The following is a 25964-nucleotide window of genomic DNA, read 5'->3' as shown; positions in this document are numbered from 1 at the left end:
CCGTGATCGTCGCGAGACGCGACGCTGGGATTGCAGAGGATTTTCGAATGGCCGTCATCACGATCGAGACCTCTGGCACTGCCGACGGCCGAATCTATCCCGGGCGCGCGGCCGTCGTCAGCTGGATCTTGTTCGATTGGGCGGCGCAGCCCTATTTCACGCTGATCACGACCTTCGTCTTCGCGCCCTATTTCGCGGCGCATGTCGCGCCGGACGCGGCGAGCGGCCAGGCGCTGTGGGGCTTTGCGACCGCCGCGGCCGGCATCGTCATCGCGCTGCTGTCACCGGTGTTCGGCGCCATCGCCGATGCCACCGGGCGCCGCAAGCCGTGGATCGCGGCGTTCGGCGCGCTGCTCGTGATCGGCGCCTCGCTGATGTGGATCGGGCGCCCCGGCGCGCCCGAGCTGATCCCGCCGCTGCTCGCGGCCTATGTGATCGCCACCATCGGCGTCGAGTTCGCCACCGTGTTCAACAACGCGATGATGCCGACCCTGGTGCCGCCGGAACGCATCGGCCGGCTATCCGGCACCGGATGGGCCACCGGTTATGTCGGCGGCATCCTCTCGCTCATCATCGTGCTCGGCTTTCTCGCCGCCAATCCCGACAGCGGCCGCACGCTGTTTGGATTCAAGCCGCTGTTCGGGCTCGATCCCGTGAGCCATGAAGGCGACCGCATCTCCGGTCCGCTCACGGGGCTCTGGTTCATCGTGTTCGTGCTGCCGATGTTCCTGTTCACACCGGACTTTCCGGCACGGCACCGGCTGGGCGCGGCCGTGCGCGAGGGGCTCGGTCAACTGAAGCAGACGCTGCGCAGCCTGCCGCAGCAGCGTGACGTTGCACTCTTTCTCCTCGCCAACATGATCTACACCGATGGGCTGGTGTCGCTGTTCGCTTTCGGCGGCATCTATGCCGCCGGCACATTCGGCTGGAACACGATCCAGATCGGCACCTTTGGCATCATCCTCGCCGCCGCCGGCACGTTCGGTGGCTGGCTCGGCGGCAAGCTGGATGATTTTCTCGGGCCGAAGCGTGTGATCGCCGGCAGCATGACGCTGCTGCTGCTCGCGATCGTCGCGATTCTCATGGTGAGCCGTGATTCGGTTCTGTTCATTCCGGTGACGCCGGCCGTGCCGGGCGGCCCGCTGTTCGCCTCGCTGCCGGAGCGCGCCTACCTCCTGCTCGGCTGCGTCATCGGCGCCTGCGGCGCGCCGCTGCAGGCGGCCTCGCGCTCGCTGCTGATCCGCATGGTGCCGAAGGAGCGCGTCGCGCAGTATTTCGGCATGTTCGCGCTCACCGGCAAGGTGACGTCGTTCATCGGGCCATTGCTGATCGGCACCATCACCGCGGTCACTGCGAGTCAGAAGGCCGGCATGGCGGTGCTGGTGCTGTTCTTCGCGACCGGATTGCTGTTGCTGGCGCGCGTGAGTTCAGATCGTCCTGCGGAGCGGGCTGCCTGAACTCTCTCCGGGGGCATTCCGGGGCGTCGCGCAGCAACGAACCCGGAATCTCGCGCCTCGGCTCCGGATTCCGGGGTCGCGCTGCGCGCGCCCCGGAACGACGGTGAAGGCGCTCAGTGCCGGAAGTGCCGGACGCCGGTGAGCACCATGGCGATGCCGTGCTCGTCGGCGGCCTTGATGACCTCGTCGTCGCGCACCGATCCGCCCGGCTGGATCACGGCGGTGGCACCGGCCTCGATGCAGGCCAGCATGCCGTCGGCGAACGGGAAGAACGCGTCGGAGGCGACCACCGAGCCCTTGGTCAGCGGCTCGGCGAGCTTGAGCGCGCTGGCCGCATCCAGCGCCTTGCGTGCGGCGATGCGCGCCGAATCCACCCGGCTCATCTGTCCGGCGCCGATGCCGACGGTCGCCGAATCCTTGGCGTAGACGATCGTGTTCGACTTGACATGCTTGGCGACGCGGAAGGCGAAGCGCAGGTCGCGCAGCTCGGCGTCGGTGGGGGCGCGCTTGGTCACCACCTTCAGCTCCATGTCATCGACGACGGCATTGTCGCGGCTCTGCACCAGCAGGCCGCCGGCCACGGTCTTGGCGGTGAGGCCGGCTTCGCGCGGATCGGGCAGGGCGCCGGCGAGCAGCAGCCGCAGGTTCTTGCGCGCTGCGATGATCGAGATCGCCTCGTCGGTGGCGTCGGGCGCGATGATCACCTCGGTGAAGATGCCGGTGATGGCGCGCGCGGTGGCGGCGTCGAGCTTGCGGTTCATCGCGATGATGCCGCCGAACGCCGAGGTCGAGTCGCAGGCCAGCGCCTTCTGATAGGCGGTGACGAGATCGGGGCCTTCGGCGACGCCGCAGGGATTGGCGTGCTTGACGATGACGCAGGCCGCGGTGCGCGCCGGGTCGAACTCGGCGATGCACTCATAGGCCGCATCGGTGTCGTTGATGTTGTTGTAGGACAGCTCCTTACCCTGCAGTTGGCGCGCGGTGGCGACGCCGGGACGGCGGCCGGGCAGCGCGTAGAACGCCGCATGCTGGTGCGGGTTCTCGCCATAGCGCAGCGACTGGATCAGCTTGCCGCCGAAGGCCCGGTAGTCGGGCGCGTCGTTCTGGATGGTGGCGGCGAACCAGTTGGAGATCGCAGCATCATAGGCGGCGGTGCGCGCATAGGCCTTGGCGGCAAGCCGGCGGCGCAGCAGCAAGGTGGTCGAGCCCTCGTGGCGCGCGAGGTCCTCGAGCACGGCCTCGTAGTCGTTGACGTCGACGACGACCGCGACATCCTCGTGGTTCTTCGAGGCCGCGCGGATCATCGCCGGGCCGCCGATATCGATGTTCTCGATGCAGTCGCTGAACGACGCGCCGCGCTCGGCGGTGGCCTCGAACGGATAGAGATTGACGACGAGGAGATCGATCGGCGCGATGTTGTGCGCCTTCATCGCCTCGGTGTGCTCGTCATTGCCGCGGATGGCGAGCAGGCCGCCATGCACCTTGGGATGCAGCGTCTTGACGCGACCGTCCATCATCTCGGGAAAGCCGGTGAGGTCGGAGACGTCCTTCACCTTCAGGCCGGCCTCGGCAATGGCCTTGGCGGTGCCGCCGGTGGAGATCAGTTCGACGCCGCGCGCAGCGAGCGCCAGCGCGAAGTCGGCGAGGCGGGTCTTGTCGGAAACGGAGAGCAGAGCACGGCGAACGCGACGAAGCTGGTTTGTCATGGCAAAGAGTCCTGTTGCAGGAGTTCAATTTGCCCAGGCGCACGGCGGTCGATCCCGCGCTCCCCGATGGTGCTCCATCCAAAGTCGCCAGTCGCGCGAGAGCCGGCCTCATATCAGCTTTTGCCGATGGCGACAACGGGGAGGTGTGTGTGCTCGGGATCGATTGAGCGCTCATGTTGGCTCGAACGCGCGTCGCAGGCGGTGCCCTTACCTCGCCCCGCTTGCGGGGAGAGGTCGGATTGCATCGCCAGATGCAATCCGGGTGAAGGGGTACAGGTCTCGCCACGTGCACTTCCCGTGCGTCTGCCCCTCACCCGACCCTCTCCCCGTAAGTAAGGGGAGAGGGAGCCTACTGTCCGTGCAGATATAGCGTGCATCTCGCAGCACGATTCGTCGGCTCATTCCTTGGCGCTGTACCGCTCACAGCGGCAGTTCCGGCTCTCTCCGCGCGTTGCGGCGCCCGTTGGTTTCGGTCGGCGACGCCGACGAGCGGACGAAGCTCCAGCGGATCGACGGGACCTGCTGCGCGTCCTGCCGGATCACCAGTTGGGTGGTGCGGCGCGGACCGTCATTGCCGGCGAGAAACACGCTGTCCTCGAGATCGACGCGGTCGTCGAACGTCTCGAACGTCCAGACCTCGCGATTGGGCAGTACCAGCATGGCGCCGCGGCCGTCGCTGAGCCGGCTTGCCTTGACCGCGGGATGCAGATGGAAGCGCAACGCGTAGTCCGAGCCGCCGCCACGCAGCCGCGCGCCCTGCGCCGGCGTCACGGTGTCCTCGCCGTCGAGCCGCGAACCGTCCTCGGCGGCCACCAGCACGCGGCGATGGATCAGGCCGAATTTGGCCGCGTAACCGTTATGCGAGGTCGACAGCACGGTGCCGTCGGGCACGATCTCGCGGAAGTTCTCCACCCGCGTCGGGCCCGACACGATCGGCGCGCCGTGCAGCAGGCGCTTCATCGCCGACATCTCGACGAAAGTGCAGGACGAGGTGTTGTGATAGGTCAGCGTCGAATGCGCCACCGTGCTGCGCGCGAAGGCACGCCAATTGTCGCGACCGGTCGACGGCATGCCGCAATTGATCACGATGCGGCACGGTCCGGAGGACATCTCGAAGGCGAGGCAGCCGGCATGGGCCTCATGGCTCAGATGCGGTGGCGGCGGCGGACCGGTGTCGACGATGACCGTCATCGGTCCGGCGTCGAGCCGCTGGAAGCCGGAATGCGGCATGCTCGCCATCGGCGTGCCGTGGGTGTCGTCATAGGCGAGCAGGGTCGCCAGCAGGTCGGACGGGGTGCCGCCCATGCCGTTGAACAGCGCCATGTTGCCGTCGCCGTGCCGGAAGAAGCGCAGCATCGGCATCATGCGGTCGATGGCATTGAGCAGCGCCGGCGGCGGCGCGATGTTGCGGGCCGCAAACGTCTGCCGCAGCGGCAGCAGGTCGATCAAGAGCTCGATCAGCGCGCCCGGATTGCGCGAGACGTGGCCGCCATCGGGCAGGATCTGCCGCTGCAATTCGTCCGAGAGTTTCCGGGTCGCGCTGCGGATGTGCTTGGCCTGGTTGGCGAGGCACAGCGCCGCGTAGCACAGCGCAATCAGCACCTGCAGCCGCGGCGCGCCATCGGGAATGTCGATGGTCGAATAGCGCAGATAGCGGATCTCGCGGGTCAGCCCGCGCAGGTAGCGGCGGTAGAACTTGCCGTCGGAATCGGCCAGCACCAGCGGGGCCTGCGACAACAGCGAGATCACCCGCCGCGCCAGCACGTCGGCGCGCCGGCTCAAGGGATGGCGGCCGATCTGGTTGGTGATCCAGTCGTCGACCAAAGCGCGGGCGTTGGCGCGGGTCAGCGCGGTATCGGCTGCGCGCAGATGTCGCAGCCAGCCGAAGCCGAGCAGGGCCACCTCCCAGTCCTCGGACGGCGGCTCCAGGTCGAAGATCGAACGGCCGTGGCAGGTCACGATCTTGCCGGCGAAGACGAAGCGTCCGGCATAGATCTCGGCCGCCCGCGTCGCGTCCGACGTGCGCAGGTCATGCGGCGCAATGATGAGCCGGTCCGCGCGTCCTGGCCACAGCCCGGACACGGATACCGATACACCGCTGACGTTGGACATCAGGCTGCGCGCAAAGCGGCCCATCACCAGCGTCGATATGCGTCTGCGTTGAGCGGCGGACACGCCAAGCCTTGGATTCAGAGGGGGATTCGGTTGCGCATCCTTCATAGATCGCAACTGCCGCCGATACACCATTTTTGGCCCCGGTGCAGCACCATCGCGGGACCAGAATCTGGTGCAAAATCAGGATATAAACGGACTAACGCAACGCCGACGCCCTCAAAGCGCGGCCGACGCAGGGCCGGCGCAGAGCGCACACGATGACACGCTCACGGCCGCCGCTCCAGTCTCGCCGCATAAAAACCGTCGAGACCGCCAAGCCGGGGGTCCTGGTGCGGCAAATGACAGGGCAGGGTGCGCAGGTCGCCGGCCGGCGTGACCAGCTCGGCCAGTCCCGCCACCTCGCCGGGGGTGACGGGGATGCGGCGCAGCTCGGTGGTTTCGGCGAGCACGCGCTCGACCACCTGCTCGCCCTCCTCGGGCTCCAGCGAGCAGGTGCAGTAGACCAGGGTTCCGCCCGGCTTGAGCAGGCTGGCCGCCCTGGTCAGCAGCCGCGTCTGCAGGCCCGACAATGCGGTGACGTCGGCCTCGCTGCGCAACCAGCCGACGTCGGGATGGCGCCGGATCGTGCCGGTCGAGGTGCAGGGCGCATCGAGCAGCAGGCCGTCGAAGCCGCCGCTCTCGGCCGGCTGCCATTCGGCGGCGTCGGCCACCACCGTCTCGGCCGCGAGCTGCAGCCGGGCCATGTTGTCCTTCAGCCGGTTCATCCGGGCCGGCGACCGGTCGACCGCGGTGACGCGGGCGCCGGCATGGGCGAGCTGGGCGGTCTTGCCGCCCGGCGCCGCGCAGAGATCGGCGATGGTCTTGCCGCTGACGTCGCCGAGCAGGCGCGCGGGAAGGGCGGCAGCGGCGTCCTGCACCCACCATTGTCCCTCGGCGAAGCCCGGCAGCACCGTCACCGAGCCATGCAGCACGGTGCGCACGGTGCCGGTCGGCAGCACCTCGCCGTGCAGCCGCGACGCCCATTGCCCGGGGTCCGACTTCACCGTGAGGTCGAGCGACGGCTCCTGGCCGAGCGCCGCGGCGATGTCCCTGGCGGTCGCTTCGCCGTAATGATCGATCCAGCGCTTGAGCAGCCAGGGCGCGATATCAAGCGGCTGACCGGTGGCATCGTCGAGCAGGCTCGCGCCCTCGCGGGCGCAGCGCCGCAGCACCGCGTTGACGAGTCCGGCATATTTCGCGGCGCGACGGTCGGCCTGCACCAGGCGGACGGAGAGGTCGACGGCGGCGTGGTCGGGAACGTCCATCCAGAGGATCTGGGCGGCGCCGATCAGCAGCGCGCTTTGCGCCCGCGGCGCGTCGGTCGGCACGCCACGATCCAGCAGCCGCGACAGCACGTGGCCGAGCGTTCCGAGCCGCCGCAAGGTCGTGGCGACCAGCCGGCGCATCAGCGCGCGGTCGCGGTCGGCGAGATGCTTCAGTCCGGGATGCGCGCCGGTTCCGTCGAGCTGATCGTCGAGGGTGCGATGCTTGTGCAGCACGCCGTCGACCACGTCGGCGGCGATGCGTCGTGCCGCCAGGCCTGGGACTTCGGAAGGGGTCGCAAAACGCGGCGGAGGCATGCCTGGGAATTACTCGCGAAAGAAGAAAGGCAGTTCCGCGACCATCGGGTGCATGCCATCAGCTTGCGGGTCCTCTGTCACCGGAATATGCCAAATGTAAGAATCGGCTCCGCTTTTTTTAGACCTGTTTTCCCCGGCGTGCTCACACGATCTGATGATGTCGGGAAGGATCCGGTGCAACGGTGGAATGGTACGATGAGCAACGAACCCAACAACGAGCGCAAGCCCGCATTGTCGGTGGTCGCCAGCAACGACAATCCGCGCAAGCTGCTCACTCCGGCCGCGCAGCGTGCGCTGGCCGAGGCGGAGGAGCGGCGTCGTCTCGCGGCCGAGCAGGCGACGCCGATGCCGAGGGAGCTGCAGGGTCCGAAGGGACCGGAGCCGACCCGCTACGGCGACTGGGAGAAAAAGGGAATCATCTCGGACTTCTGATACATCCGCCGGGCGCGCGCCGTCAGGCATGGTGATGGCGCGGGGGACGGAGAATCAGTTCGGCCGCTTCGGCTTCAGCGGGTCACGACCACCGTGGTGCCGATCGACACGCGCTCGTAGAGGTCGGTGATATCGCTGTTCAGCATGCGGATGCAGCCGTAGGAGACGTAGCCGCCGACCGAGTTCGGCACATTGGTGCCGTGGATGGCATATTCGCCGCCCGCGAGCGTCATGGCGGCGACGCCCATCGGATTCTGCGGCGAGCCGCCGGGGATCACGTCGGGGATGTTGGGCTTGTCGCGCTTGACGTCGGCCGGCGGCGCCCAGGCCGGATTCCTGTACTTGCCGTCGATCTTGGTGGTGCCGGCCCATTGCCGGCCGGCCTTGCCGACGCCGACCGTGTAGCGCATGGCGTGGCTGCCATCGAGCACGAGGTAGAGCTTGCGCTCGCCGGTCTTCACCACGATCGTGCCGGGCGAATAGTCGCCGGCGATGCTGACCAGCTCGGGACGGGCGGACGCAGAGTCGGCCGTCGTGACCATGGCTCCGACCACCGACGCGGCCATCATCGCCGCCTTCACGGCCGGCCCGATCGCTCCAATCGGCCTCGCCATTCCTCTTCGCCCCATCGCTGCGACCTCCGCTCTTGCGGGAGCACTCGGATGGCTGGAGGAAATGAAAACTTCCTCTGCAAGTAAATGACCTGAAAACAACACTCGGCCGGAATCCGGCCCGCAACACGGATTCGCCGGCGGGGCCAGCGGAGCGAACCCGGCCGGGCACGTGCAATCTATTTGAGGCGGGTGATCGCCGACAGCGCCCGGACGGCGAATGTGCGCGGATGATCGTGGATGTAGTCGGACGTCGCCTGGCGGACGTAGTCGTGCTGGCGCACGTTCGATCCGATGGCCCACAGGGCTGCGGCCGCAACCACCATCCGGCCGCGCTGGGCCGCGTCGTAGCGCTGCTCCAGCGTGTCGTAGATGTCCTTCGGACCGCCGACCATGGCCACCGTGAGACGGGCGGTGTCGAGCGCGATGAGCTCGGACTGATTGGTGATGGAGGCGAAGAAGTCGAGGATCATGCGCACATAGCGGCCGTCGCCTTCAGCGAACGAGGCGCCCCACAGCAGGTCCAGGTCGGTCGGGGTCCTGATCGTGATGTCCTCGAGCCGGGCGGGAGCGCTGCCGAACTGATCCTCCAGCGTGGCGTCGAGGGCGCTGGCGCCGAAACGGCCGCGAAACCTGCCAGCCTCAGCGGCATGTCCCGAGAGCCGGACCGCGGCCAGGAAGGCCGAAGCCGCCTTGCCGTCTCCCTCGGGCGGCGCCAGCCGATCGATCCAGTCGGGATGCAGCGCGAAGGACCGCGCCAACAGCCCGGTCACCGGCGGGTAGGCGGTCCAATCCCGCCCTTCCGACTTCAGGGTCGCGAACACGTGGGCCAGGCCCTCGATGCGCGGATCCCGGTAGAAGAACGCGACCGAACTCTTCAGCTCCGGCGACTGCGGCATGAGCTGCGCCGTCGAAGGACCGATCCCGCCCGCCAAAGCGAGGAGAACGCAGCCCAGCCGGGCCGCGTTCTCCAACCGTCTCCTGAGAGGTCCAGCGGACATGCGCTAGGCCTGCTTCTCCTTGCGGTTCTGCCGGTGCTGGACGAGATCATCGACCACGCCGGGATCGGCAAGGGTCGAGGTGTCGCCGAGCGCGCCCGGCTCGTCCTCGGCGATCTTGCGCAGGATGCGGCGCATGATCTTGCCGGAGCGGGTCTTGGGCAGGCCGGGGGCGAACTGGATCTGGTCGGGCGAGGCGATCGGGCCGATCTCCTTGCGCACCCAGGCGACGAGCTCCTTGCGCAGCTCCTCGCTCGGCTGCTCGCCGGCCATCAGGGTGACATAGGCGTAGATGCCCTGGCCCTTGATGTCGTGCGGATAGCCGACCACGGCCGCTTCCGAGACCTTGGCGTGCGCGACCAGCGCGCTCTCCACCTCGGCGGTGCCCATGCGGTGGCCGGAGACGTTGATGACGTCATCGACGCGGCCGGTGATCCAGTAATAGCCATCGGCGTCGCGGCGGCAGCCGTCGCCGGTGAAGTACTTGCCCTTGTAGGTCGAGAAGTAGGTCATCTCGAACCGGGCGTGATCGCCGTACACGGTGCGCATCTGGCCCGGCCAGGAGCGGGTGAGGCAGAGATTGCCCTCGGTCGCGCCTTCCAGCGTCTTGCCATCGGCATCGACGATCTCGGGCACGACGCCGAAGAACGGCCGCGTCGCCGAGCCTGGCTTGAGCTTGGTCGCGCCCGGCAGCGGCGTGATCAGGATGCCGCCGGTCTCGGTCTGCCACCAGGTGTCGACGATCGGGCAGCGGTCGTCGCCGACGACGCGGTGATACCACTCCCAGGCTTCCGGATTGATCGGCTCGCCGACCGAGCCGAGCAGGCGCAGAGACGCGCGCGAGGTCTTCTTCACCGGCCCGTCGCCACCCTGCATCAGCGCGCGGATCGCGGTCGGCGCGGTGTAGAAGATGTTGACCTTGTGCTTGTCGATGACGTTCCAGAACCGCGAATTGTCCGGATAGTTCGGCACGCCTTCGAACATCAGCGAGATGGCGCCGTTGGCCAGCGGTCCATAGAGGATGTAGCTGTGGCCGGTGACCCAGCCGACGTCGGCGGTGCACCAGTAGACGTCGCCCTCGTGATAGTCGAACACGTATTGGTGCGTCATCGCGGCGTAGACGAGATAGCCGCCGGTGGTGTGCAGCACGCCCTTGGGCTGGCCGGTCGAGCCCGAAGTGTAGAGGATGAACAGCGGATCCTCCGCATGCATCGGCTCGCACGGGCATTCGGTCGTCACCATCTCCGCGGCCTCGTGATACCAGAGGTCGCGGCTCGGGTTCATCTCGATCTTGCCGCCGGTGCGCTTGACCACGACGACCCAGTCGACATTGTCGACCTTGTTCAGCGCCGCGTCGACATTGGCCTTGAGCGGCACCTTGCGGCCGCCGCGCAGGCCCTCGTCGGCGGTGATGATGATCTTGGAATCGCAGTCCTTGATGCGCTGGGCGAGCGAGTCCGGCGAGAACCCGGCGAACACCACCGAATGGATGGCGCCGATGCGGGCGCAGGCCAGCATCGCATAGGCGGCCTCCGGGATCATCGGCAGATAGATGGTGACGCGGTCGCCCTTCTTGACGTTGCGGTTGCGCAGGATGTTGGCCATCCGGCACACCTCGTCGTGCAACTCACGATAGGTGATGTGCTTCGACTGCGAGGGGTCGTCGCCTTCCCAGATGATCGCGGTCTGGTCGCCGCGGGTGGCGAGATGGCGGTCGATGCAGTTATAGGCGGCGTTGAGGACGCCGTCCTCGAACCATTTGATCGAGATGTTGCCGGGTGCGTAGGAGACGTTCTCGATCTTCGTCGGCGCCTTGACCCAATCGACGCGCCTGGCCTGCTCGGCCCAGAAGCCGTTGGGGTCCTTGATCGAGCGCGCGTACATCTCCTGGTACTTCGCGTCGTCGACAAAGGCGCGTTTCGCCCACTCGGCCGGAACGTCGTAGATCTTCTCGGACATTTCACACCCTCCACATGCGGCCTGCCGTCGATCCCGCGCAGGCCATCGTTGTTCCCACTATGCGTCCGCGTAACCGGCGGCGACAAGGCAAGACAAGTAGGACCTTCGGCGGGGAGGTGGTCTGCGCAGGATCAAAGAATTGTGCGCGGAGGTTGCGTGCGCCGGCCGCGCCTCGGAGGTCGCTACAGTCTGCCGCATCAAGGTTACCCGGAATCGGGGCGGGCACCGGTATTTTGAAACCGCTTTGCCCAAAATTAGGGACTCGCTATCCGGCCCGTCACGCCCTAAATCGCCTTGAAGCTGTGGATAACCCGGCCGGAACCAAACCGGACTCCGGGGCATTGAGCGGATGAAAACGACGGCAGGGCGTCTAAAGCAATGATGGACCAGCAGAATTTCGAGAGCCCACGGGTCGGCCCGGCCGATCCCGAGGTCGCGCTCGCGAAAGCGCTGGGCCAGTGGCCGCCCAAGCCGCCACGCCGCAAGCTGAGCTTGAAGGATCTGGCCCACGCCAAGACCGCCGACGCGCAAGGCAACGCCAAGACCTCGGTCGAGGAACTCGCCAAGCGCATCGGGCTGAAGCTCGGCGACCAGACCGCGCTGACCATCCGCCGCATCAGGCGGGGCAAGAGCTATACCTTCATCCGCGCCAACGGCACCCCGATCCGCCACGCCGGCACCATTCGCCGCCTGCATGCGATGGCGGTGCCGCCGGCCTATCGCGAGGTGCGCTACGCCCCCGATCCGAACCTGCATCTGCAGGCGGTGGGCGTCGACGCCGCCGGCCGGCTGCAATACCGCTATCACGCCGACTGGGAGAAGGTGCGCGAGCACACCAAGGCGCATCGTCTCGCCAAGCTGGTCGGCGCGCTGCCGCGCATCCGCCGCGCGGTGTCGAAACATCTCGCCGGCGACGAGCCGACGCGCGAGTTCGCGCTGGCGGCCGTGATCGAGCTGATCGCGCGCACCGCGATCCGTCCCGGCAACGAATCCTATGCGCGGCTGAACGGCACGCGCGGCGCCACCACACTGCTGAAGTCGAACGTCACGCTCGAGGATGACTCCCTGGTGCTGACCTTCAAGGCCAAGGGCGGCAAGGCCGTGCGCAAGGAATGCGACGCCGCCAAGCTGGTGCGGGCCGTCGGCATTTTGCGCGGCGTGCCAGGCCGCCGCATGTTCCAATACCGCGACGCCCAGGGCGTGGTGCGCGCGGTCTCGACCACACAGGTCAACGCCTTCCTGCGCGAGATCGCCGGCATCAAGATCTCGCTGAAGGATTTCCGCACGCTGATGGCCTCGGCCGTCGCGCTCGAGACGTTGTCGCGGATCACGCCGGCGGCGAGCGCGCGCGGCCGCAAGAAGCAGATCCTGGAAGCGATCCGCGCCGCCGCCGACGAGCTCACCAACACGCCGGCGATCTGCCGCAAGAGCTACGTGCACGACACCATCGTCACGGCGTTCGAGGACGGCATTCTCGAACGCTTCGCCGCCACCATGAAGGGCCAGCGCTCGCAGACGCGGCGCGAGCAATTGCTGGCGCAAGTGGTGACGGCGGTCTCGGCCTGACGCCTCAAACGATCAAGCCTAGCACCGCGGCCCGATCTTCGCCGAGGCGAGGAAGCGCGCGATCGGGTCGAGCTGCTTGCACGACGCCGCCGACGTCTTCACGGGCTGCGGATTGCGCTTGACCGGCCGCAGCACAGCGGCTTTGCCGGACGCCTTCGCCCGGCGCGCCGGCGACGCGCTACGCCCTTCCGCCCGCACGGCCCGCGAGACCAGTGGCAGATAGACGTCCTCGTTGTACTCGATCGGCTGTGTCGCGAAGCTGCGATCCGTCTCGCTCAGCGTATCAACGCCCGGAATGGGCTCGCGGATCAGCGACGAGGTCGTGTCGCTCATGTCGCCGGGCGTCGCCGCGGCGAGCACCATCTTCGTTGCAAGCAAGCAGCAGATTATCACGAGGCAGAACCCCGCAATCCAGATCGTTCTGTTCACTGTAGGAAACCCCCGCCGATCGCGCCGGACAGTGCGGGACGTCCCCTTCCCGCAGCCGGCGCCGTGCCGACCAATCAACCTTAAGAAAGTCTTACTCGCAATATTTTCGGCAGGTTCGGCCGGGCTCGGCTCGCATTGTAGTTAATGGCGACGGTGATCGGTCATCGGCCTCGGCCAATGACCGACAGAGAGCTGATCAGTTCGCAGCAGGCTGCGACATTGCGGCGCAGTTCTCGTTCAATGAGTCGGCGAGACGATCTCGATCGCCGCAGGTTTCACGGATCACGTTAAATTATGCGCCGAAACTCGCTTCCGAACGCGGCGTAGCTCGGCCCGACACGACGCGAGAGCAACAGCGCTCTCCAACGCATCGATGTCGCAGTCGAACTCATCGTGCGGCTCTGCCGCCGTCTTCATTAGGGAGCTACCCATGTCCAAGCGCATTGCCTTCCTCGCTGCCGCCGCCTTCAGCGCGCTGTCGCTGACCTCGATCGTCGTCGCGCCCGCGCACGCCGAGGAGAAGACCGTGATGGTCGGAGGTGCGGCGATGTACCCGTCGAAGAACATCATCCAGAACGCGGTCAACTCGAAGGATCATACGACGCTGGTCGCCGCGGTGAAGGCCGCGGGCCTCGTGCAGACGCTGGAAGGCAAGGGACCGTTCACGGTGTTCGCGCCGACCAACACCGCGTTCGGCAAGCTGCCGGCCGGCACCGTCGACAGCCTCGTCAAGCCGGAGAACAAGGCGACGCTGACCAAGATCCTCACCTATCACGTCGTGCCCGGCAAGCTCGAGGCGTCCGACCTGAAGGACGGCCAGATGCTGAAGACGGTCGAGGGCGAGCAGCTCACCGTCAAGCGCGAGGGCAAGAACGTCATGATCGTCGACGCCAAGGGCGGCACCTCGATGGTCACGATCCCCAACGTCAACCAGTCGAACGGCGTCATCCACGTGGTCGACACCGTGCTGATGCCGGCGTCGTGAGGCCCGGCGCGACACCGGACACATCCGTTTCTTCCTCCTCCTCGCGGATGTGACCAGGAGCGAGCCGGGCCCACCCCCGGCTCGCTTTTTTGTGAACGCCATAGTTTTCACGTATCGATTTGATCGGCGCCGGAGCGTAACGGGGCCCGCCGAGCCGGCGTATAATGACCGTGACGAATGCAAGCGACGGAGCCGACCGCCATGACGAGCGCCACCACCGGCGCCCCCTCGACCCTCGCGGCGACCGGGGGACCTGCAACTGGAGTCGCGACCAAGGTCATTCAGCCGGCCTGGGTGCGCGTCATGCATTGGATCAACGCCGTCGCGATGATCATGATGATCATGTCGGGCTGGCAGATCTACAACGCCTCGCCGCTGTTCGACTTCCGCTTCGACCGCAGCTTCACGCTCGGCGGCTGGCTCGGCGGCGCGCTGCTGTGGCACTTCGCGGCGATGTGGCTGCTGATGCTGAACGGGCTCGCTTATCTCGTCACCGGTCTCGCCACCGGCCGGTTCCGCCGCAAGCTGCTGCCGGTCTCGCCGGCGTCCGTCATCGCCGACCTCAAGGCCGCGCTGACCTTCAAGCTCGCCCATGACGACCTCACCGTCTACAACGCGGTGCAGAAGCTGCTCTATCTCGGCATCATCGGGATCGGCATCGTCGTCGTGCTCACCGGCCTGTCGATGTGGAAGCCGGTCCAGCTGCACTGGCTGGTCAGCCTGTTCGGCGACTATCCGGCCGCGCGCTACGTCCATTTCGTCTGCATGGCGCTGATCTGCGCCTTCCTGGTGATCCACATCCTGCTCGCGCTGCTGGTGCCGAAGTGCCTGCGCGCGATGATCATCGGTCGCTGAGAGGAGAGAGTATCATGGCCAAGCGTCCGTTCCTCATTCCCGGCGTCGACAAGCGGCTCCTGATCAAGGACTCGTTGAAGGTGATGCCCGACCTCACCCGGCGCCGCTTCCTCACCGGCGGCGCCAGCCTGGGCGCGCTGACCCTGCTCACCGGCTGCGACGTCGTCGACGGCGACACGGCGGAGGAGCTGCTCAAGAAGGTGTCGAAGTTCAACGACGCCGTGCAGGCCTGGATGTTCAATCCGGACGCGCTGGCGCCGACCTTTCCGGAAAGCGCGATCACCAAGCCGTTCCCGTTCAATGCCTACTACACGCTCGACGAGGCGCCGGAGATCGATGCCGCTGACTGGAAGCTCGAGGTGCGCGGCCTCGTCGACAACAAGAAGTCGTGGACGCTGGACGAGCTGCATGCGCTGCCGCAGGTGACGCAGATCACCCGCCACATCTGCGTCGAGGGCTGGAGCGCGATCGGCTCCTGGACCGGCACGCCCTTGCGCGACTTCCTCAAGCTGATCGGCGCGGATATCAGCGCGAAATATGTCTGGTTCAACTGCGCTGACAAGGACGGCTACAATTCGCCCTTGGACATGCGCACCGCGCTGCATCCGCAGACCCAGATGACCTTCAAATACGCCGACCAGATCCTGCCGCGCGCCTACGGCTACCCGATGAAGATCCGCGTCCCCACCAAGCTCGGCTTCAAGAACCCGAAATACGTCGTCGCGATGGAGGTCACCAACGACTACAAGGGTGGCTATTGGGAGGATCAGGGGTACAATTCGTTCAGCGGGAGCTGAGCGTCGGTCCGCTTGAGGCCGAGCTGCGCGCGACACACTTCGCTGTCGTCCCGGCGAACGCCGGGACCCATAACCACAGGGGGTTATGAGGCAGGCAACTGGCAGCCGCATCCCTCGATAGCTTCCGCGGTATGGGTCCCGGCGTTCGCCGGGACGACACCGTGAGCTAGGTGCGGTCGGAGCGCTTCAGCTTGCCTTGCATCGCCGCCATCACCGCGCCCAGCAGCAGCAGCGCGGCTGAAACGTTCAACGCGTAGGTCAGGCTTCCCATCGCATCGGTGATCGCGCCGACGGCGAAGGGTCCGAGCGTCTGGCCGACGCCGAACGAGATGGTCAGCGCGGCGATCGCGCCCGGCCAGGCGCTCTGCGGCAGGTTGAAGCGCACGAAGGCGGTGGTGGCCGTGGTCACGGTCGAAAAGGCGATGCCGAACACAGCGGCCGACAGCGTCAGCATGACAGGCGAATGGCTGAGCGAGGGCAGGGCGGCGCCGATCGCGTTGATGGTGAGGATGAGGGCGGTGGGCCAGCCGCCGCGGTCGAGCGCCAGCACGCGCCGCCACACCCAGGGCGTGGTGAAGCCGGCGAGGCCAATGAGACACCAGAAGCCTGATTGCGCCGCGGCGCCGCCGCCGAGATCGCGCACATACGCGATCATGAAGGTGAGATAGGCGATATAGCCGGCGCCGTAGAGGAAGTAGCCGAACAGATAGATCGCCATCGGCCGCAGCGAGACGCGGTCGGTGCGGGTCTCCGCCGTGGCGGCGTTCGCCGGGAGCCGCATCGCGAGCAGCGGCCCGATCAGCACCGCGCCGACCGCGGCGAGCACGGCCCATACGATCCACCATGAGCCGGGCCCGAAGGCCTGCAGCACGAAGGGGGCGATCAGGCCGGAGATGACGATGCCGAGCGGCGGCCCGGCATAGAACAGGCTCAGCACGAAGCTCGCCTGCGCCGGCCGCGCCAGGGCGACCCGCGCCGCCAGCGCGCCGCCGGCCACCAGCGCGACGCCGGCGCCGATGCCGGTCACGAGCCGCGCCAGGCTGAGCGCGATGAAGTCACCGGTCATGGCGCACACCACGAGCGAGGCCAGCGCCGCCAGCGTTCCGCCGCGCACTGCGGCCAGGCCGCCGTAGCGCCGGGCCAGCTGCGCGGCGATCAGCGCGCCGATGAGATAGCCGGCGGCGTTGACCGTGTTCATGAAGCCGGCCGCCGAGTATGACCAATGCAGGCTGTCCCGCATGTCCGGCAGCACCAGCGCGTAGGCGAAGCGGCCGATGCCGAGACCGATGATCGGACCCAGCGACAGCGTGAGGTTGGTCAACGCCGGGTGGGCCGGTGTCGGGTCGGATGGGGAGGCTGGCAAGACATGCTCCGGCGCGGCGATCGGCCGGCAATTCATGCTATTCGGCCGCGATTTTCGCGCACATTACCGCCCGCCTCGCCGCGACAGAAGTGGTGCGCCGGCAATGGTGGCTTGCCAACGGCGCAGGAGGGCTTTAGCACTCCGCCGTTTTGAGAGATCCCGTCATTGCCGGGCGCCTGCTTTCGATCCGCTCGAGGCAGACCGGCAATCCAGCCATCCCAAGGATGGATGCCCGCGCAATGCCCCGGCATGACAAGCCCCGTGAGGACAACGACCATGGCGACCCAGAAGCTCCTTTTGCTGCCCGGCGACGGCATCGGCCCCGAAGTGATGGCCGAGGTGAAGCGCCTGATCGGCTGGCTCAACGCCAAGGGACTGGCCTCGTTCGAGACCGAGGACGGCCTGGTCGGCGGCGCCGCCTATGACGCTCATGGCGCCTCGATCTCGGAAGCCGACATGGACAAGGCCAAGGCGGCCGACGCCATCATCTTCGGCGCCGTCGGCGGTCCGAAATGGGATGGCGTTCCCTACGAGGTGCGTCCCGAGGCGGGCCTGCTCCGCCTGCGCAAGGATCTCGGCCTGTTCGCCAATCTGCGTCCCGCCGTGTGCTATCCGGCGCTCGCCGATGCCTCCAGCCTGAAGCGCGAGATCGTCGAGGGCCTCGACATCATGATCGTGCGCGAGCTCACCGGCGGCGTGTATTTCGGCGAGCCAAAGACCATCACCGATCTCGGCAACGGTCAGAAGCGCGCGATCGATACCCAGGTCTACGACACCTATGAGATCGAGCGCATCGCCCGCGTCGCCTTCGACCTCGCGCGCAAGCGCAAGAACAAGGTGACGTCGATGGAGAAGCGCAACGTCATGAAGTCGGGCGTGCTCTGGAACGAGGTCGTCACCGCGGTCCACAATCGCGAGTACAAGGACGTCACGCTCGAGCACCAGCTCGCCGATTCCGGCGGCATGAACCTGGTGAAATACCCGAAGATGTTCGACGTCATCGTTACCGACAATCTGTTCGGCGACATGCTGTCGGACATCGCGGCGATGCTGACCGGATCGCTCGGCATGCTGCCGTCCGCCTCGCTCGGCGAGGTCGACGCCAAGACCCACAAGCGCCGCGCGCTGTACGAGCCGGTGCACGGCTCGGCGCCGGATATCGCCGGCAAGGGTCTCGCCAACCCGATCGCGATGCTGACCTCGTTCGGCATGGCGCTGCGCTACTCCTTCGACATGGGCGCGCTCGCCGACAAGCTCGACGCCGCCATCGCCGCCGTGCTGGCCTCGGGTCTGCGCACCGCCGACATCAAGGCCGAGGGCTCGACGCCCGCTTCGACTACGCAGATGGGCGAGGCGATCATCAAGGAGCTGGAGAAGCTCGCGGCATAGTTGGAGCGAGTGCTCATTTCAGCCGGGCTCTCGCCACGCTGACAGTCTGCTCCCCTCCCCCTCGCGGGGAGGGGAGGGCACCGTCGTTGCTGATATAGCTCGATCAACTCATCAGCGCGGGCTCGAATCGCCGTCGCACCCCGGCGTAGCCCGCCTGCTCGTCGGGCAAATCAGTTTGTCGTTCGCGCGATCGACGTGGCCTCTCACGCTTGAGCGCACATTTTTCAGCCCGGATTCGGCTGCGTCGAAAGACTCATTTCGCCAGCGCAATCAATCCGATGGGTTCTGCCGCCCTGACCGCACCGAAAATTCTTCTTTCGTTTTTCCAGAATCCATGGTTTCTCATCCCTACCCCGTCTCGCCAGCGAGGGGCGTTTCGCGATCGTCACGAGGCGTGAGGCGGGGATGCGGTGGCCGCGAGGGCCCGCAGCATGTCCTTGGGCATGCGGACGAACGAGGCTCTTGCGGACGTGAAGCTGCGTGGTCCTGGCGCCCCGATGCTGGCGCCAAGTCGGAAGGGCGATGATCCCGACGACGACGGTGGCTAACAGGCCGGACACCGGGGAGAGCGCAGAGTAAGCGTGAAAACCATCGCGCAGGGAAGGCCGGGTCGGTCCGGCTGTACCTGTGGTTCCTGCCCCGTGCATTCTTTCCGCACGGGGGCCACGGGCCTCAGCCGAGGCTCGGCCTTCCCTGCGCCCTCGCTTCCAATGAGGGCGGAATTCATCGCATCACTCGGACGCACCAGCGCCGCGAGAACAGAGCATCATGTCACCGTCATTGCGACCGCAGCGAAGCAATCCAGAATCCCCCCGCTGGGGCAGTCTGGATTGCTCCGTCGCTGCGCTCCTCGCAATGACGAGAGGAGAGAGCGATGTAGGCGTGCTCAAAAGCAAAAGGCCGGGCAGAGCCCGGCCTCGGTGATCAGATGACGCGGCCGTCCTCAGTAGGGGATCGGAATCCGGGTCGGGTAGCCGCCGAGATCGGACGGCGCCATCAGCGGCTGGCGGTCGATCGGCCGGTTCAGGTTCTCGCGCGCGAAGGAGGGATAGCCGACGGCCGGCGGGAACGCATAGTCGGAGAACTTGCGGTCGCCCGGAAGCACCTCGGTGCCGCCGTCGAGGAAGGAGCGGCGGGTGATGTAGATGCGGGTGCGCGGGCCGGACTGGTAGGAGTAGTTCGGATTGCCGCTGCTATAGGTGGTCGTGACGCGGCGCTTGGCGGGGGCGGCATCGGCCGAGGCGACGGCAAGAGACGTGACGGCAAGGCCGGTCGCGGCGATCACCGCCAAGGCCTTGACCCGGGTCGCAGCAGAAAATTCGATCATCACGTCCTCTTCCTCGCGCCAAAAGGGGCGGGCGCTCGCCATGCGCATGATTTGGCCCGCACAATATCTGGGTCGGCTGTGGCATCACAAGGTCATTCCCGCGGCCGCACTTAAGATAAATTCCCGCTGTGGCGGGAAAGTTGCATCAAAATCCGTCACTTGGCTGCCGATGCGGACGCCCGAATGGGGCGCGGTCACGCCCAGCAACATCCGGACGCAGGCGGACATTCACAGCGCGCCGCGCAGCCTCGGATTGGCGGTCGACGTCACCCAATCGGGGCTGCCGGTGGCGACGGCGGGTTCGTCGCAGCCGCCGCGCCGCTGATCGGACCCCGTGAACAGCTGGCTCAGGGCCCGGTGCCGGTCGGGCGCCAGCAGGGTCAGCCGGTTGAGCATGCAGCCGACCATGGCGCGGCGCGCCGGCATCGTCACGCCCTGGCACGACCAGCCGGAGATCCGCAAGCTCGGCTCGGCGATGGTCTTGAGAAAGCCGAGGCAGGCCCCGGCGCCCTCGGGCGCCCCGGCCCGGCGCACCAGGCCGACTGGGCCGAACCGGCTGTCGATCACGCCCGCGGTCTCGAGTTCGGAGGCGGTGCTGCGCCCCATCCGGACCGCGAGATCGGCCCGCGGATCACGCCTGGCATCGCGCTCCGATCCGAACCGGTAGACCTCGAGCTCGGCAGTCGGCCGATCGGCGGGCTCGCCCCAGCGCAGCACGTCCTTGCGGCCGCCTTCGGGGTGGGTGAGCACGGTATAGGTGGCGGTCCTGTCGGGCTGGTCGGTGAGGCGGAGCGAGAACGCCGGCACTGCGGCGTCGGCCAAGGTCCAGCCGGCGCGGCCGGGCGTGTCATCGCCGCGGTCGAGATGGTTCCAGCCGGCCACGCCGAGCATGGCGATCAGCGCCAGAGCCCCCACATAGGCGAACAGGCGCGCAAACGTGCCGCAGACCTCGTCCGCGAAGCTCTTGAGCCCTTGCAGGACGGACCCGGATCGGGGCGCTGCGGCTGTTCTGGCCGAATTGGACTGCATCGAATGCGAGACGTCGTGGTAACGTTGTGTCAGGGACGTTTCTCGCATAGAAGCGCTGCCGCTTCGGTTTCCGCTGACATACGCGGCCGGCCTTATTTCTTCGGAGAGTGAACGATGGGTTACAAAGTCGCAGTGGTCGGCGCGACCGGCAATGTCGGACGGGAAATGCTCAATATTCTCGACGAGCGCCAATTCCCCGCCGACGAGGTCGTGGCGCTGGCCTCACGCCGCAGCGTCGGCGTCGAGGTGTCCTATGGCGACCGCACGCTGAAGGTCAAAGCGCTCGAGCACTACGATTTTGCCGATGTCGACATCTGCCTGATGTCGGCCGGTGGCTCGGTGTCGAAGGAGTGGTCGCCCAAGATCGGCGCCGCCGGCGCGGTCGTCATCGACAACTCGTCGGCCTGGCGCATGGATCCCGACGTGCCGCTGATCGTGCCGGAGGTGAATGCCGACGCCGCCGCCGGCTTCAACAAGAAGAACATCATCGCCAATCCGAACTGCTCGACCGCCCAGCTCGTGGTCGCGCTGAAGCCGCTGCATGACAAGGCGAAGATCACGCGCGTCGTGGTGTCGACCTATCAGTCGGTGTCCGGCGCCGGCAAGGATGCGATGGACGAATTGTTCTCGCAGACCAAGGCCGTCTACACCAATGATGAGCTGGTCAACAACAAGTTCCCCAAGCGCATCGCCTTCAACGTCATTCCGCAGATCGACGTCTTCATGGAAGACGGCTTTACCAAGGAAGAGTGGAAGATGATGGCGGAGACCAAGAAGATCCTCGATCCGAAGATCAAGCTGACCGCGACCTGCGTGCGCGTGCCGGTGTTCGTCGGCCACTCCGAAGCCGTCAACGTCGAGTTCGAGAATCCGATCAGCGCCGACGAGGCCCGCAACATCCTGCGCAACGCGCCGGGCTGTCTCGTGATCGACAAGCACGAGCCGGGCGGCTACGTGACGCCTTATGAGGCGGCCGGCGAGGACGCGACCTATATCAGCCGCATCCGCGAGGACGGCACGGTCGAGAACGGCCTCTCCTTCTGGTGCGTGTCCGACAATCTGCGCAAGGGCGCGGCGCTGAACGCGATCCAGATCGCGGAAGTGCTGATCAACCGCAAGCTGATCACCGCCAAGAAGAAGGCGGCCTAATAGACGCACGGTGCGCCGTCGCCCCGGTAAGCGTCATGGCCGTCGGATCGTCTGTCTCTAAGTCGTCATGGCCGGGCTTGTCCCGGCCATCCACGTCGTTCGGCATGTTGAGGACCACGTGGATGCCCGGGACAAGCCCACGGCTGTCCGGTTCAGCTTCCGCATATTGCGAGGCTCAACTGTTGTGGGTTTTTGGCAAGTTGGGGTGGCCCCGTGAGCAATTGATCGATGGGGCGGCGATGCATGAGGTTGGTGCGGACCAATCTGGCAAAGACCAAGGGGCTTTGGATTGCCTTCTGAAGGTCTTGCGCGAGGCGAAGCAAGAGGAAGGCGATCAGGGCAACGGCGATCTGGATACGAACGGCGTTCTCAGAAGTCCCGAGGAACCTGGTGATCTTGAGGGTCTGCTTGACCCAACGAAAGAACAACTCGATGGCCCAGCGGCGACGATAGAGGTCGGCGATCTCTTGAGCGCTGGCATCGAGGTCGTTCGACAGGATGCGCAGGATCTTTCCCGTTTCCAAGGTGACGCGCACTTCGCGCACCGCAGTCTGCATTGGATTGCGGCGGCTGTAGGCTTGGCGTTGTGGAAGGAAGCCGATGCGGTCGGAGAGGATGTTGCCATCCGCGATGACAGGCAACTCCTCCACGACCCGCAGCGGCGTATTGGATTTGAACCGGGTCACGATTCGACAACCGGCGGCGTCCAGTTGAGCCCACCAAGCATATTCATAATAGCCGAGATCGAAGACGTAGGTTGCTCCCGGCTCGATGGGCATCTGATGCGCTGCAGTATTGTCGTTGACGTTGGCTCCGCTGATTGCCGCATAAATCGGCCGGTCGGCGTCGGCATCATAGATCACATGCACCTTGGCACCGCAGACACCGGTAGAGAACCGTGCCCAGCCAGCGCTGGCTTCTGTCAGCCGTACGCTGGTCGAATCAATCAAATACGTCGTCTCGGCAAGCTTGCGGCGTAACCGGCGATGGGCCTGCTTCATCATGATGGCCAACAGGGCGGCAAACATCTCCGCAGGCCGATTCATATTGGCGTCCGCGAAAGTCGAGCGGCGGACAGGGCCCCCACCCAGGTGATAAAGCCGCGCGGTGTGGCTCGACAGCCCGGTGACAATCTCACGCAGACTGGAAGCCCCCGAAAGCTGGCCGTACAGCAGCGCCACAAATTGGTCTTTGGTGGAAAGCCGTCGAATCCGCGCGTCCGTGCCATGCTCGTCCACAAGCGCCTCGAAGCGATGCCAGGGGACCAACTTCAGAATGTCTCGGAATACTGTATTCTGATGCGGCATGGCGGGACCTTCCTGGTGTGTCTCGAACATTTGGCGATGCTCAAGACCGCAGAAGAATCCACGCCATGCGCCTTGTCCAGCCTGCCTGAACCGGACAGCCGTGGGCTTGTCCCGGGCATCCACGTTTTTCCGAGGGCGCCGCACGGCGTGGATGGCCGGGCTTGACCCACGGCTGTCCGGTTCAGCTTCCGCATATTGCGAGGCTCAACTGTTGTGGGTTTTTGGCAAGTTGGGGTGGCCCCGTGAGCAATTGATCGATGGGGCGGCGATGCATGAGGTTGGTGCGGACCAATCTGGCAAAGACCAAGGGGCTTTGGATTGCCTTCTGAAGGTCTTGCGCGAGGCGAAGCAAGAGGAAGGCGATCAGGGCAACGGCGATCTGGATACGAACGGCGTTCTCAGAAGTCCCGAGGAACCTGGTGATCTTGAGGGTCTGCTTGACCCAACGAAAGAACAACTCGATGGCCCAGCGGCGACGATAGAGGTCGGCGATCTCTTGAGCGCTGGCATCGAGGTCGTTCGACAGGATGCGCAGGATCTTTCCCGTTTCCAAGGTGACGCGCACTTCGCGCACCGCAGTCTGCATTGGATTGCGGCGGCTGTAGGCTTGGCGTTGTGGAAGGAAGCCGATGCGGTCGGAGAGGATGTTGCCATCCGCGATGACAGGCAACTCCTCCACGACCCGCAGCGGCGTATTGGATTTGAACCGGGTCACGATTCGACAACCGGCGGCGTCCAGTTGAGCCCACCAAGCATATTCATAATAGCCGAGATCGAAGACGTAGGTTGCTCCCGGCTCGATGGGCATCTGATGCGCTGCAGTATTGTCGTTGACGTTGGCTCCGCTGATTGCCGCATAAATCGGCCGGTCGGCGTCGGCATCATAGATCACATGCACCTTGGCACCGCAGACACCGGTAGAGAACCGTGCCCAGCCAGCGCTGGCTTCTGTCAGCCGTACGCTGGTCGAATCAATCAAATACGTCGTCTCGGCAAGCTTGCGGCGTAACCGGCGATGGGCCTGCTTCATCATGATGGCCAACAGGGCGGCAAACATCTCCGCAGGCCGATTCATATTGGCGTCCGCGAAAGTCGAGCGGCGGACAGGGCCCCCACCCAGGTGATAAAGCCGCGCGGTGTGGCTCGACAGCCCGGTGACAATCTCACGCAGACTGGAAGCCCCCGAAAGCTGGCCGTACAGCAGCGCCACAAATTGGTCTTTGGTGGAAAGCCGTCGAATCCGCGCGTCCGTGCCATGCTCGTCCACAAGCGCCTCGAAGCGATGCCAGGGGACCAACTTCAGAATGTCTCGGAATACTGTATTCTGATGCGGCATGGCGGGACCTTCCTGGTGTGTCTCGAACATTTGGCGATGCTCAAGACCGCAGAAGAATCCACGCCATGCACCATGTCCAGTCTGTCTGAACCGGACAGCCGTGGGACAAGCCCGGGCATGACGGAGTCACTAATCAGAAGGGTCGTTCGCGGGCGAGACCTGGTGGGATGACCGAGCGGATTCGGGGTGGGGTCGAAATTGGCTGAGAGCAGCAAGACCGAGTCAGCGGCGCAAGCGCCCGTGCCTGCCAAGCACGCGCCGGGTCCGCTCGAGCGCGGGCTCGAAGGCTTCCTGTTCAAGAGCCGCTGGCTGATGGCGCCGTTCTATGTCGGCCTCGTCGTCAGCCTCGTCGTGCTGCTGTTCAAGTTCGTGCTGCTGCTGTGGGAGAATATCGTTCATCTGCCGTCCGCCAAGGAGAGCGACATCATCCTCGGCGTGCTCAGCTTGATCGACGTCTGCCTGACCGGCAATCTGGTGCTGATCGTGGTGTTCTCCGGCTATGAGAACTTCGTCTCGCGCATCGATCCCGGCGGCCATCCCGACTGGCCGGAATGGATGACCAAGGTCGACTTCGCCGGCCTGAAGCAGAAGCTGCTCGCCTCGATCGTCGCGATCTCGGCGATCCAGCTCTTGAAGGCGTTCATGAATCTCGACGCCGGCTACGACTCGACCAAGCTCGCCTGGCTGGTCGGCGTGCACATGACCTTCGTGGTGTCGACCCTGATGCTGGCGCTGTCGGACCGCTGGTCGGGCGACCATTGATGGGCGGCGAATAGCGAGGCGCGAATGGCGAATAGGGCAGGTGAGCTACTCGCTGTTCCCCCTTCGCTATTGGCCAGCGCGCGCGCTCTTGAATTCCTTGGTCGCCCTGTCCAGCACGAACAGCGATCCCTCGGCGACGCCGAAATAGGCGCCATGGAGCTGAAGGTCTCCCGCCTCGACGCGGCTGCGCACGAACGGGAAGGTCATCAGGTTCTCGAGGCTGCGGAACACCGCGGCCTTCTCGATCCGGGTGACGAAGTCCTGGAAACTCTCATGCGTGCGCTGCTCGACGACCTCGCCGGGCTTGATGAACATCGACATCCAGCGGCCGATGAAGTCGCCCGGCGACAGCGGCGCGGCCTTGTCGACGAAGGCGCGGATGCCGCCGCACTGGGCATGGCCGAGGATGACGATGTGCTTCACCTGCAGCACGGTGACGGCATATTCCAGCGCCGCCGACACGCCGTGCGCGTTGGCGTCCGGCTGATAGATCGGCACCAGGTTGGCGATGTTGCGCAGCACGAACAATTCGCCGGGGCCGACGTCGAAGATCACTTCGGGCGAGACGCGCGAGTCGCAGCAGCCGATCACCATCACTTCGGGCGACTGGCCGCGCTCCGAGAGCTCGAGGTAACGGCTCTGTTCGGTCGGCAGGCGTTGGGTGGTGAAGGCGCGGTAGCCTTCGAGCAGGCGTTGCGGAAACGAGATCATGGACCCTGCCTAAACACATGCGGCTTCCGGGAACAAGCCTTTCGGGCCGGCTCCCGAAATGG

Annotated in this window: 22 protein-coding genes and 1 riboswitch; of the genes, 9 read left to right on the top strand and 13 right to left on the bottom strand. The window is 65.9% G+C overall.

Going from position 1 to position 25964, the window contains the following annotated elements; all coding sequences use genetic code 11:
• Positions 1 to 47 precede the first annotated feature (47 nt).
• The gene (locus tag QW845_RS06335; protein ID WP_315800760.1) at positions 48 to 1457 is read left to right on the top strand and encodes an MFS transporter; all 1410 of its coding nucleotides are present in this window, start codon (positions 48 to 50) and stop codon (positions 1455 to 1457) included.
• Positions 1458 to 1570: 113 nt separating this feature from the next.
• On the opposite strand, the gene purH is transcribed toward QW845_RS06335, so the two are convergent.
• The 3 genes from purH to QW845_RS06320 all read right to left on the bottom strand — a co-directional run bounded on the left by purH (position 1571) and on the right by QW845_RS06320 (position 6897).
• Entirely contained in the window at positions 1571 to 3163 is a 1593-nt protein-coding gene (purH, locus tag QW845_RS06330; protein WP_315800759.1) for a bifunctional phosphoribosylaminoimidazolecarboxamide formyltransferase/IMP cyclohydrolase, read from the bottom strand.
• Between the two features lie 24 nt (positions 3164 to 3187).
• Positions 3188 to 3268, bottom strand: a riboswitch (ZMP/ZTP riboswitch).
• A gap of 315 nt (positions 3269 to 3583) precedes the next feature.
• Positions 3584 to 5299, bottom strand: coding sequence for a heparinase II/III family protein (locus QW845_RS06325; protein WP_315800758.1), 1716 nt, complete (start codon positions 5297 to 5299; stop codon positions 3584 to 3586).
• Positions 5300 to 5544: 245 nt separating this feature from the next.
• Complete coding sequence (locus QW845_RS06320) at positions 5545 to 6897, bottom strand: RsmB/NOP family class I SAM-dependent RNA methyltransferase (RefSeq protein WP_315800757.1); 1353 nt, start codon at positions 6895 to 6897, stop codon at positions 5545 to 5547.
• A gap of 195 nt (positions 6898 to 7092) precedes the next feature.
• Here QW845_RS06320 and QW845_RS06315 point away from each other — a divergent pair, with 195 nt between their 5' ends.
• Positions 7093 to 7329 (top strand): DUF1674 domain-containing protein, encoded by a 237-nt coding sequence (locus tag QW845_RS06315; RefSeq protein ID WP_315800756.1) that lies wholly within the window; start codon positions 7093 to 7095, stop codon positions 7327 to 7329.
• Positions 7330 to 7403: 74 nt separating this feature from the next.
• Here the strand turns inward: QW845_RS06315 and QW845_RS06310 are convergent, their stop codons facing one another.
• The 3 genes from QW845_RS06310 to acs form a co-directional block, all read right to left on the bottom strand.
• Entirely contained in the window at positions 7404 to 7898 is a 495-nt protein-coding gene (locus QW845_RS06310; protein WP_315800926.1) for a L,D-transpeptidase, read from the bottom strand.
• 221 nt (positions 7899 to 8119) lie between these two features.
• On the bottom strand, positions 8120 to 8839 hold the full coding sequence (locus QW845_RS06305) for a hypothetical protein (RefSeq protein WP_315800755.1): 720 nt from the start codon (positions 8837 to 8839) through the stop codon (positions 8120 to 8122).
• Between the two features lie 105 nt (positions 8840 to 8944).
• The gene (gene acs / locus QW845_RS06300) at positions 8945 to 10897 is read right to left on the bottom strand and encodes an acetate--CoA ligase (RefSeq protein ID WP_315800754.1); all 1953 of its coding nucleotides are present in this window, start codon (positions 10895 to 10897) and stop codon (positions 8945 to 8947) included.
• Positions 10898 to 11275: 378 nt separating this feature from the next.
• Between acs and QW845_RS06295 the strand changes: the two genes are divergently transcribed.
• Entirely contained in the window at positions 11276 to 12463 is a 1188-nt protein-coding gene (locus QW845_RS06295) for a DNA topoisomerase IB (RefSeq protein WP_315800753.1), read from the top strand.
• Positions 12464 to 12481: 18 nt separating this feature from the next.
• Here the strand turns inward: QW845_RS06295 and QW845_RS06290 are convergent, their stop codons facing one another.
• Positions 12482 to 12841, bottom strand: coding sequence for a hypothetical protein (locus QW845_RS06290; RefSeq protein ID WP_315800752.1), 360 nt, complete (start codon positions 12839 to 12841; stop codon positions 12482 to 12484).
• Positions 12842 to 13322: 481 nt separating this feature from the next.
• Here QW845_RS06290 and QW845_RS06285 point away from each other — a divergent pair, with 481 nt between their 5' ends.
• From QW845_RS06285 to QW845_RS06275, 3 genes are all read left to right on the top strand, one after another.
• The gene (locus QW845_RS06285) at positions 13323 to 13877 is read left to right on the top strand and encodes a fasciclin domain-containing protein (RefSeq protein ID WP_315800751.1); all 555 of its coding nucleotides are present in this window, start codon (positions 13323 to 13325) and stop codon (positions 13875 to 13877) included.
• A 201-nt stretch (positions 13878 to 14078) separates the two neighbouring features.
• Positions 14079 to 14732, top strand: coding sequence for a cytochrome b/b6 domain-containing protein (locus QW845_RS06280; protein ID WP_315800750.1), 654 nt, complete (start codon positions 14079 to 14081; stop codon positions 14730 to 14732).
• A 14-nt stretch (positions 14733 to 14746) separates the two neighbouring features.
• The gene (locus QW845_RS06275; protein ID WP_315800749.1) at positions 14747 to 15529 is read left to right on the top strand and encodes a molybdopterin-dependent oxidoreductase; all 783 of its coding nucleotides are present in this window, start codon (positions 14747 to 14749) and stop codon (positions 15527 to 15529) included.
• Between the two features lie 166 nt (positions 15530 to 15695).
• Here QW845_RS06275 and QW845_RS06270 read toward each other — a convergent pair whose 3' ends face one another.
• Entirely contained in the window at positions 15696 to 16892 is a 1197-nt protein-coding gene (locus QW845_RS06270; protein WP_315800748.1) for a YbfB/YjiJ family MFS transporter, read from the bottom strand.
• A gap of 276 nt (positions 16893 to 17168) precedes the next feature.
• Between QW845_RS06270 and leuB the strand changes: the two genes are divergently transcribed.
• Entirely contained in the window at positions 17169 to 18281 is a 1113-nt protein-coding gene (leuB, locus tag QW845_RS06265) for a 3-isopropylmalate dehydrogenase (protein ID WP_315800747.1), read from the top strand.
• Between the two features lie 943 nt (positions 18282 to 19224).
• Here leuB and QW845_RS06260 read toward each other — a convergent pair.
• Positions 19225 to 19608, bottom strand: a complete 384-nt coding sequence (locus tag QW845_RS06260; RefSeq protein WP_315800746.1) for a hypothetical protein — start codon at positions 19606 to 19608, stop codon at positions 19225 to 19227.
• A gap of 228 nt (positions 19609 to 19836) precedes the next feature.
• Entirely contained in the window at positions 19837 to 20637 is an 801-nt protein-coding gene (locus tag QW845_RS06255; protein ID WP_315800745.1) for a hypothetical protein, read from the bottom strand.
• A 114-nt stretch (positions 20638 to 20751) separates the two neighbouring features.
• On the opposite strand from QW845_RS06255, the gene QW845_RS06250 reads away from it, so the two are divergent.
• Complete coding sequence (locus QW845_RS06250) at positions 20752 to 21786, top strand: aspartate-semialdehyde dehydrogenase (protein WP_315800744.1); 1035 nt, start codon at positions 20752 to 20754, stop codon at positions 21784 to 21786.
• 152 nt (positions 21787 to 21938) lie between these two features.
• On the opposite strand, the gene QW845_RS06245 is transcribed toward QW845_RS06250, so the two are convergent.
• Together QW845_RS06245 and QW845_RS06240 are read right to left on the bottom strand one after the other, a co-directional pair.
• On the bottom strand, positions 21939 to 23093 hold the full coding sequence (locus QW845_RS06245) for an IS4 family transposase (RefSeq protein ID WP_315800429.1): 1155 nt from the start codon (positions 23091 to 23093) through the stop codon (positions 21939 to 21941).
• Between the two features lie 181 nt (positions 23094 to 23274).
• Entirely contained in the window at positions 23275 to 24429 is a 1155-nt protein-coding gene (locus QW845_RS06240) for an IS4 family transposase (protein WP_315800429.1), read from the bottom strand.
• Positions 24430 to 24669: 240 nt separating this feature from the next.
• On the opposite strand from QW845_RS06240, the gene QW845_RS06235 reads away from it, so the two are divergent.
• Entirely contained in the window at positions 24670 to 25191 is a 522-nt protein-coding gene (locus QW845_RS06235) for a TIGR00645 family protein (protein WP_315800743.1), read from the top strand.
• 66 nt (positions 25192 to 25257) lie between these two features.
• Here QW845_RS06235 and QW845_RS06230 read toward each other — a convergent pair whose 3' ends face one another.
• Complete coding sequence (locus QW845_RS06230) at positions 25258 to 25902, bottom strand: carbonic anhydrase (protein WP_315800742.1); 645 nt, start codon at positions 25900 to 25902, stop codon at positions 25258 to 25260.
• Positions 25903 to 25964: the final 62 nt, after the last annotated feature.

Source organism: Bradyrhizobium sp. SZCCHNS3002 (genome assembly GCF_032377435.1).
Taxonomy (GTDB): domain Bacteria; phylum Pseudomonadota; class Alphaproteobacteria; order Rhizobiales; family Xanthobacteraceae; genus Bradyrhizobium.
Note: the sequence above shows the minus strand (reverse complement) of the source record. Positions and strands in the feature narration are given on the sequence as shown.

Excerpts from the sequence above, each read along its gene's own strand:
- QW845_RS06275 (WP_315800749.1), top strand. The coding sequence starts at position 14,747 with ATGGCCAAGCGTCCGTTCCTCATTCCCGGCGTCGACAAGCGGCTCCTG.
- QW845_RS06320 (WP_315800757.1), bottom strand. The coding sequence starts at position 6,897 with ATGCCTCCGCCGCGTTTTGCGACCCCTTCCGAAGTCCCAGGCCTGGCG.
- QW845_RS06280 (WP_315800750.1), top strand. The coding sequence starts at position 14,079 with ATGACGAGCGCCACCACCGGCGCCCCCTCGACCCTCGCGGCGACCGGG.
- QW845_RS06325 (WP_315800758.1), bottom strand. The coding sequence starts at position 5,299 with ATGGGCCGCTTTGCGCGCAGCCTGATGTCCAACGTCAGCGGTGTATCG.
- QW845_RS06245 (WP_315800429.1), bottom strand. The coding sequence starts at position 23,093 with ATGCCGCATCAGAATACAGTATTCCGAGACATTCTGAAGTTGGTCCCC.
- leuB (WP_315800747.1), top strand. The coding sequence starts at position 17,169 with ATGGCGACCCAGAAGCTCCTTTTGCTGCCCGGCGACGGCATCGGCCCC.
- QW845_RS06305 (WP_315800755.1), bottom strand. The coding sequence starts at position 8,839 with ATGCCGCAGTCGCCGGAGCTGAAGAGTTCGGTCGCGTTCTTCTACCGG.
- QW845_RS06310 (WP_315800926.1), bottom strand. The coding sequence starts at position 7,898 with ATGATGGCCGCGTCGGTGGTCGGAGCCATGGTCACGACGGCCGACTCT.
- QW845_RS06315 (WP_315800756.1), top strand. The coding sequence starts at position 7,093 with ATGAGCAACGAACCCAACAACGAGCGCAAGCCCGCATTGTCGGTGGTC.
- QW845_RS06335 (WP_315800760.1), top strand. The coding sequence starts at position 48 with ATGGCCGTCATCACGATCGAGACCTCTGGCACTGCCGACGGCCGAATC.
- QW845_RS06285 (WP_315800751.1), top strand. The coding sequence starts at position 13,323 with ATGTCCAAGCGCATTGCCTTCCTCGCTGCCGCCGCCTTCAGCGCGCTG.
- QW845_RS06255 (WP_315800745.1), bottom strand. The coding sequence starts at position 20,637 with ATGCAGTCCAATTCGGCCAGAACAGCCGCAGCGCCCCGATCCGGGTCC.
- QW845_RS06240 (WP_315800429.1), bottom strand. The coding sequence starts at position 24,429 with ATGCCGCATCAGAATACAGTATTCCGAGACATTCTGAAGTTGGTCCCC.
- QW845_RS06260 (WP_315800746.1), bottom strand. The coding sequence starts at position 19,608 with ATGATCGAATTTTCTGCTGCGACCCGGGTCAAGGCCTTGGCGGTGATC.
- purH (WP_315800759.1), bottom strand. The coding sequence starts at position 3,163 with ATGACAAACCAGCTTCGTCGCGTTCGCCGTGCTCTGCTCTCCGTTTCC.
- QW845_RS06230 (WP_315800742.1), bottom strand. The coding sequence starts at position 25,902 with ATGATCTCGTTTCCGCAACGCCTGCTCGAAGGCTACCGCGCCTTCACC.
- acs (WP_315800754.1), bottom strand. The coding sequence starts at position 10,897 with ATGTCCGAGAAGATCTACGACGTTCCGGCCGAGTGGGCGAAACGCGCC.
- QW845_RS06250 (WP_315800744.1), top strand. The coding sequence starts at position 20,752 with ATGGGTTACAAAGTCGCAGTGGTCGGCGCGACCGGCAATGTCGGACGG.
- QW845_RS06295 (WP_315800753.1), top strand. The coding sequence starts at position 11,276 with ATGATGGACCAGCAGAATTTCGAGAGCCCACGGGTCGGCCCGGCCGAT.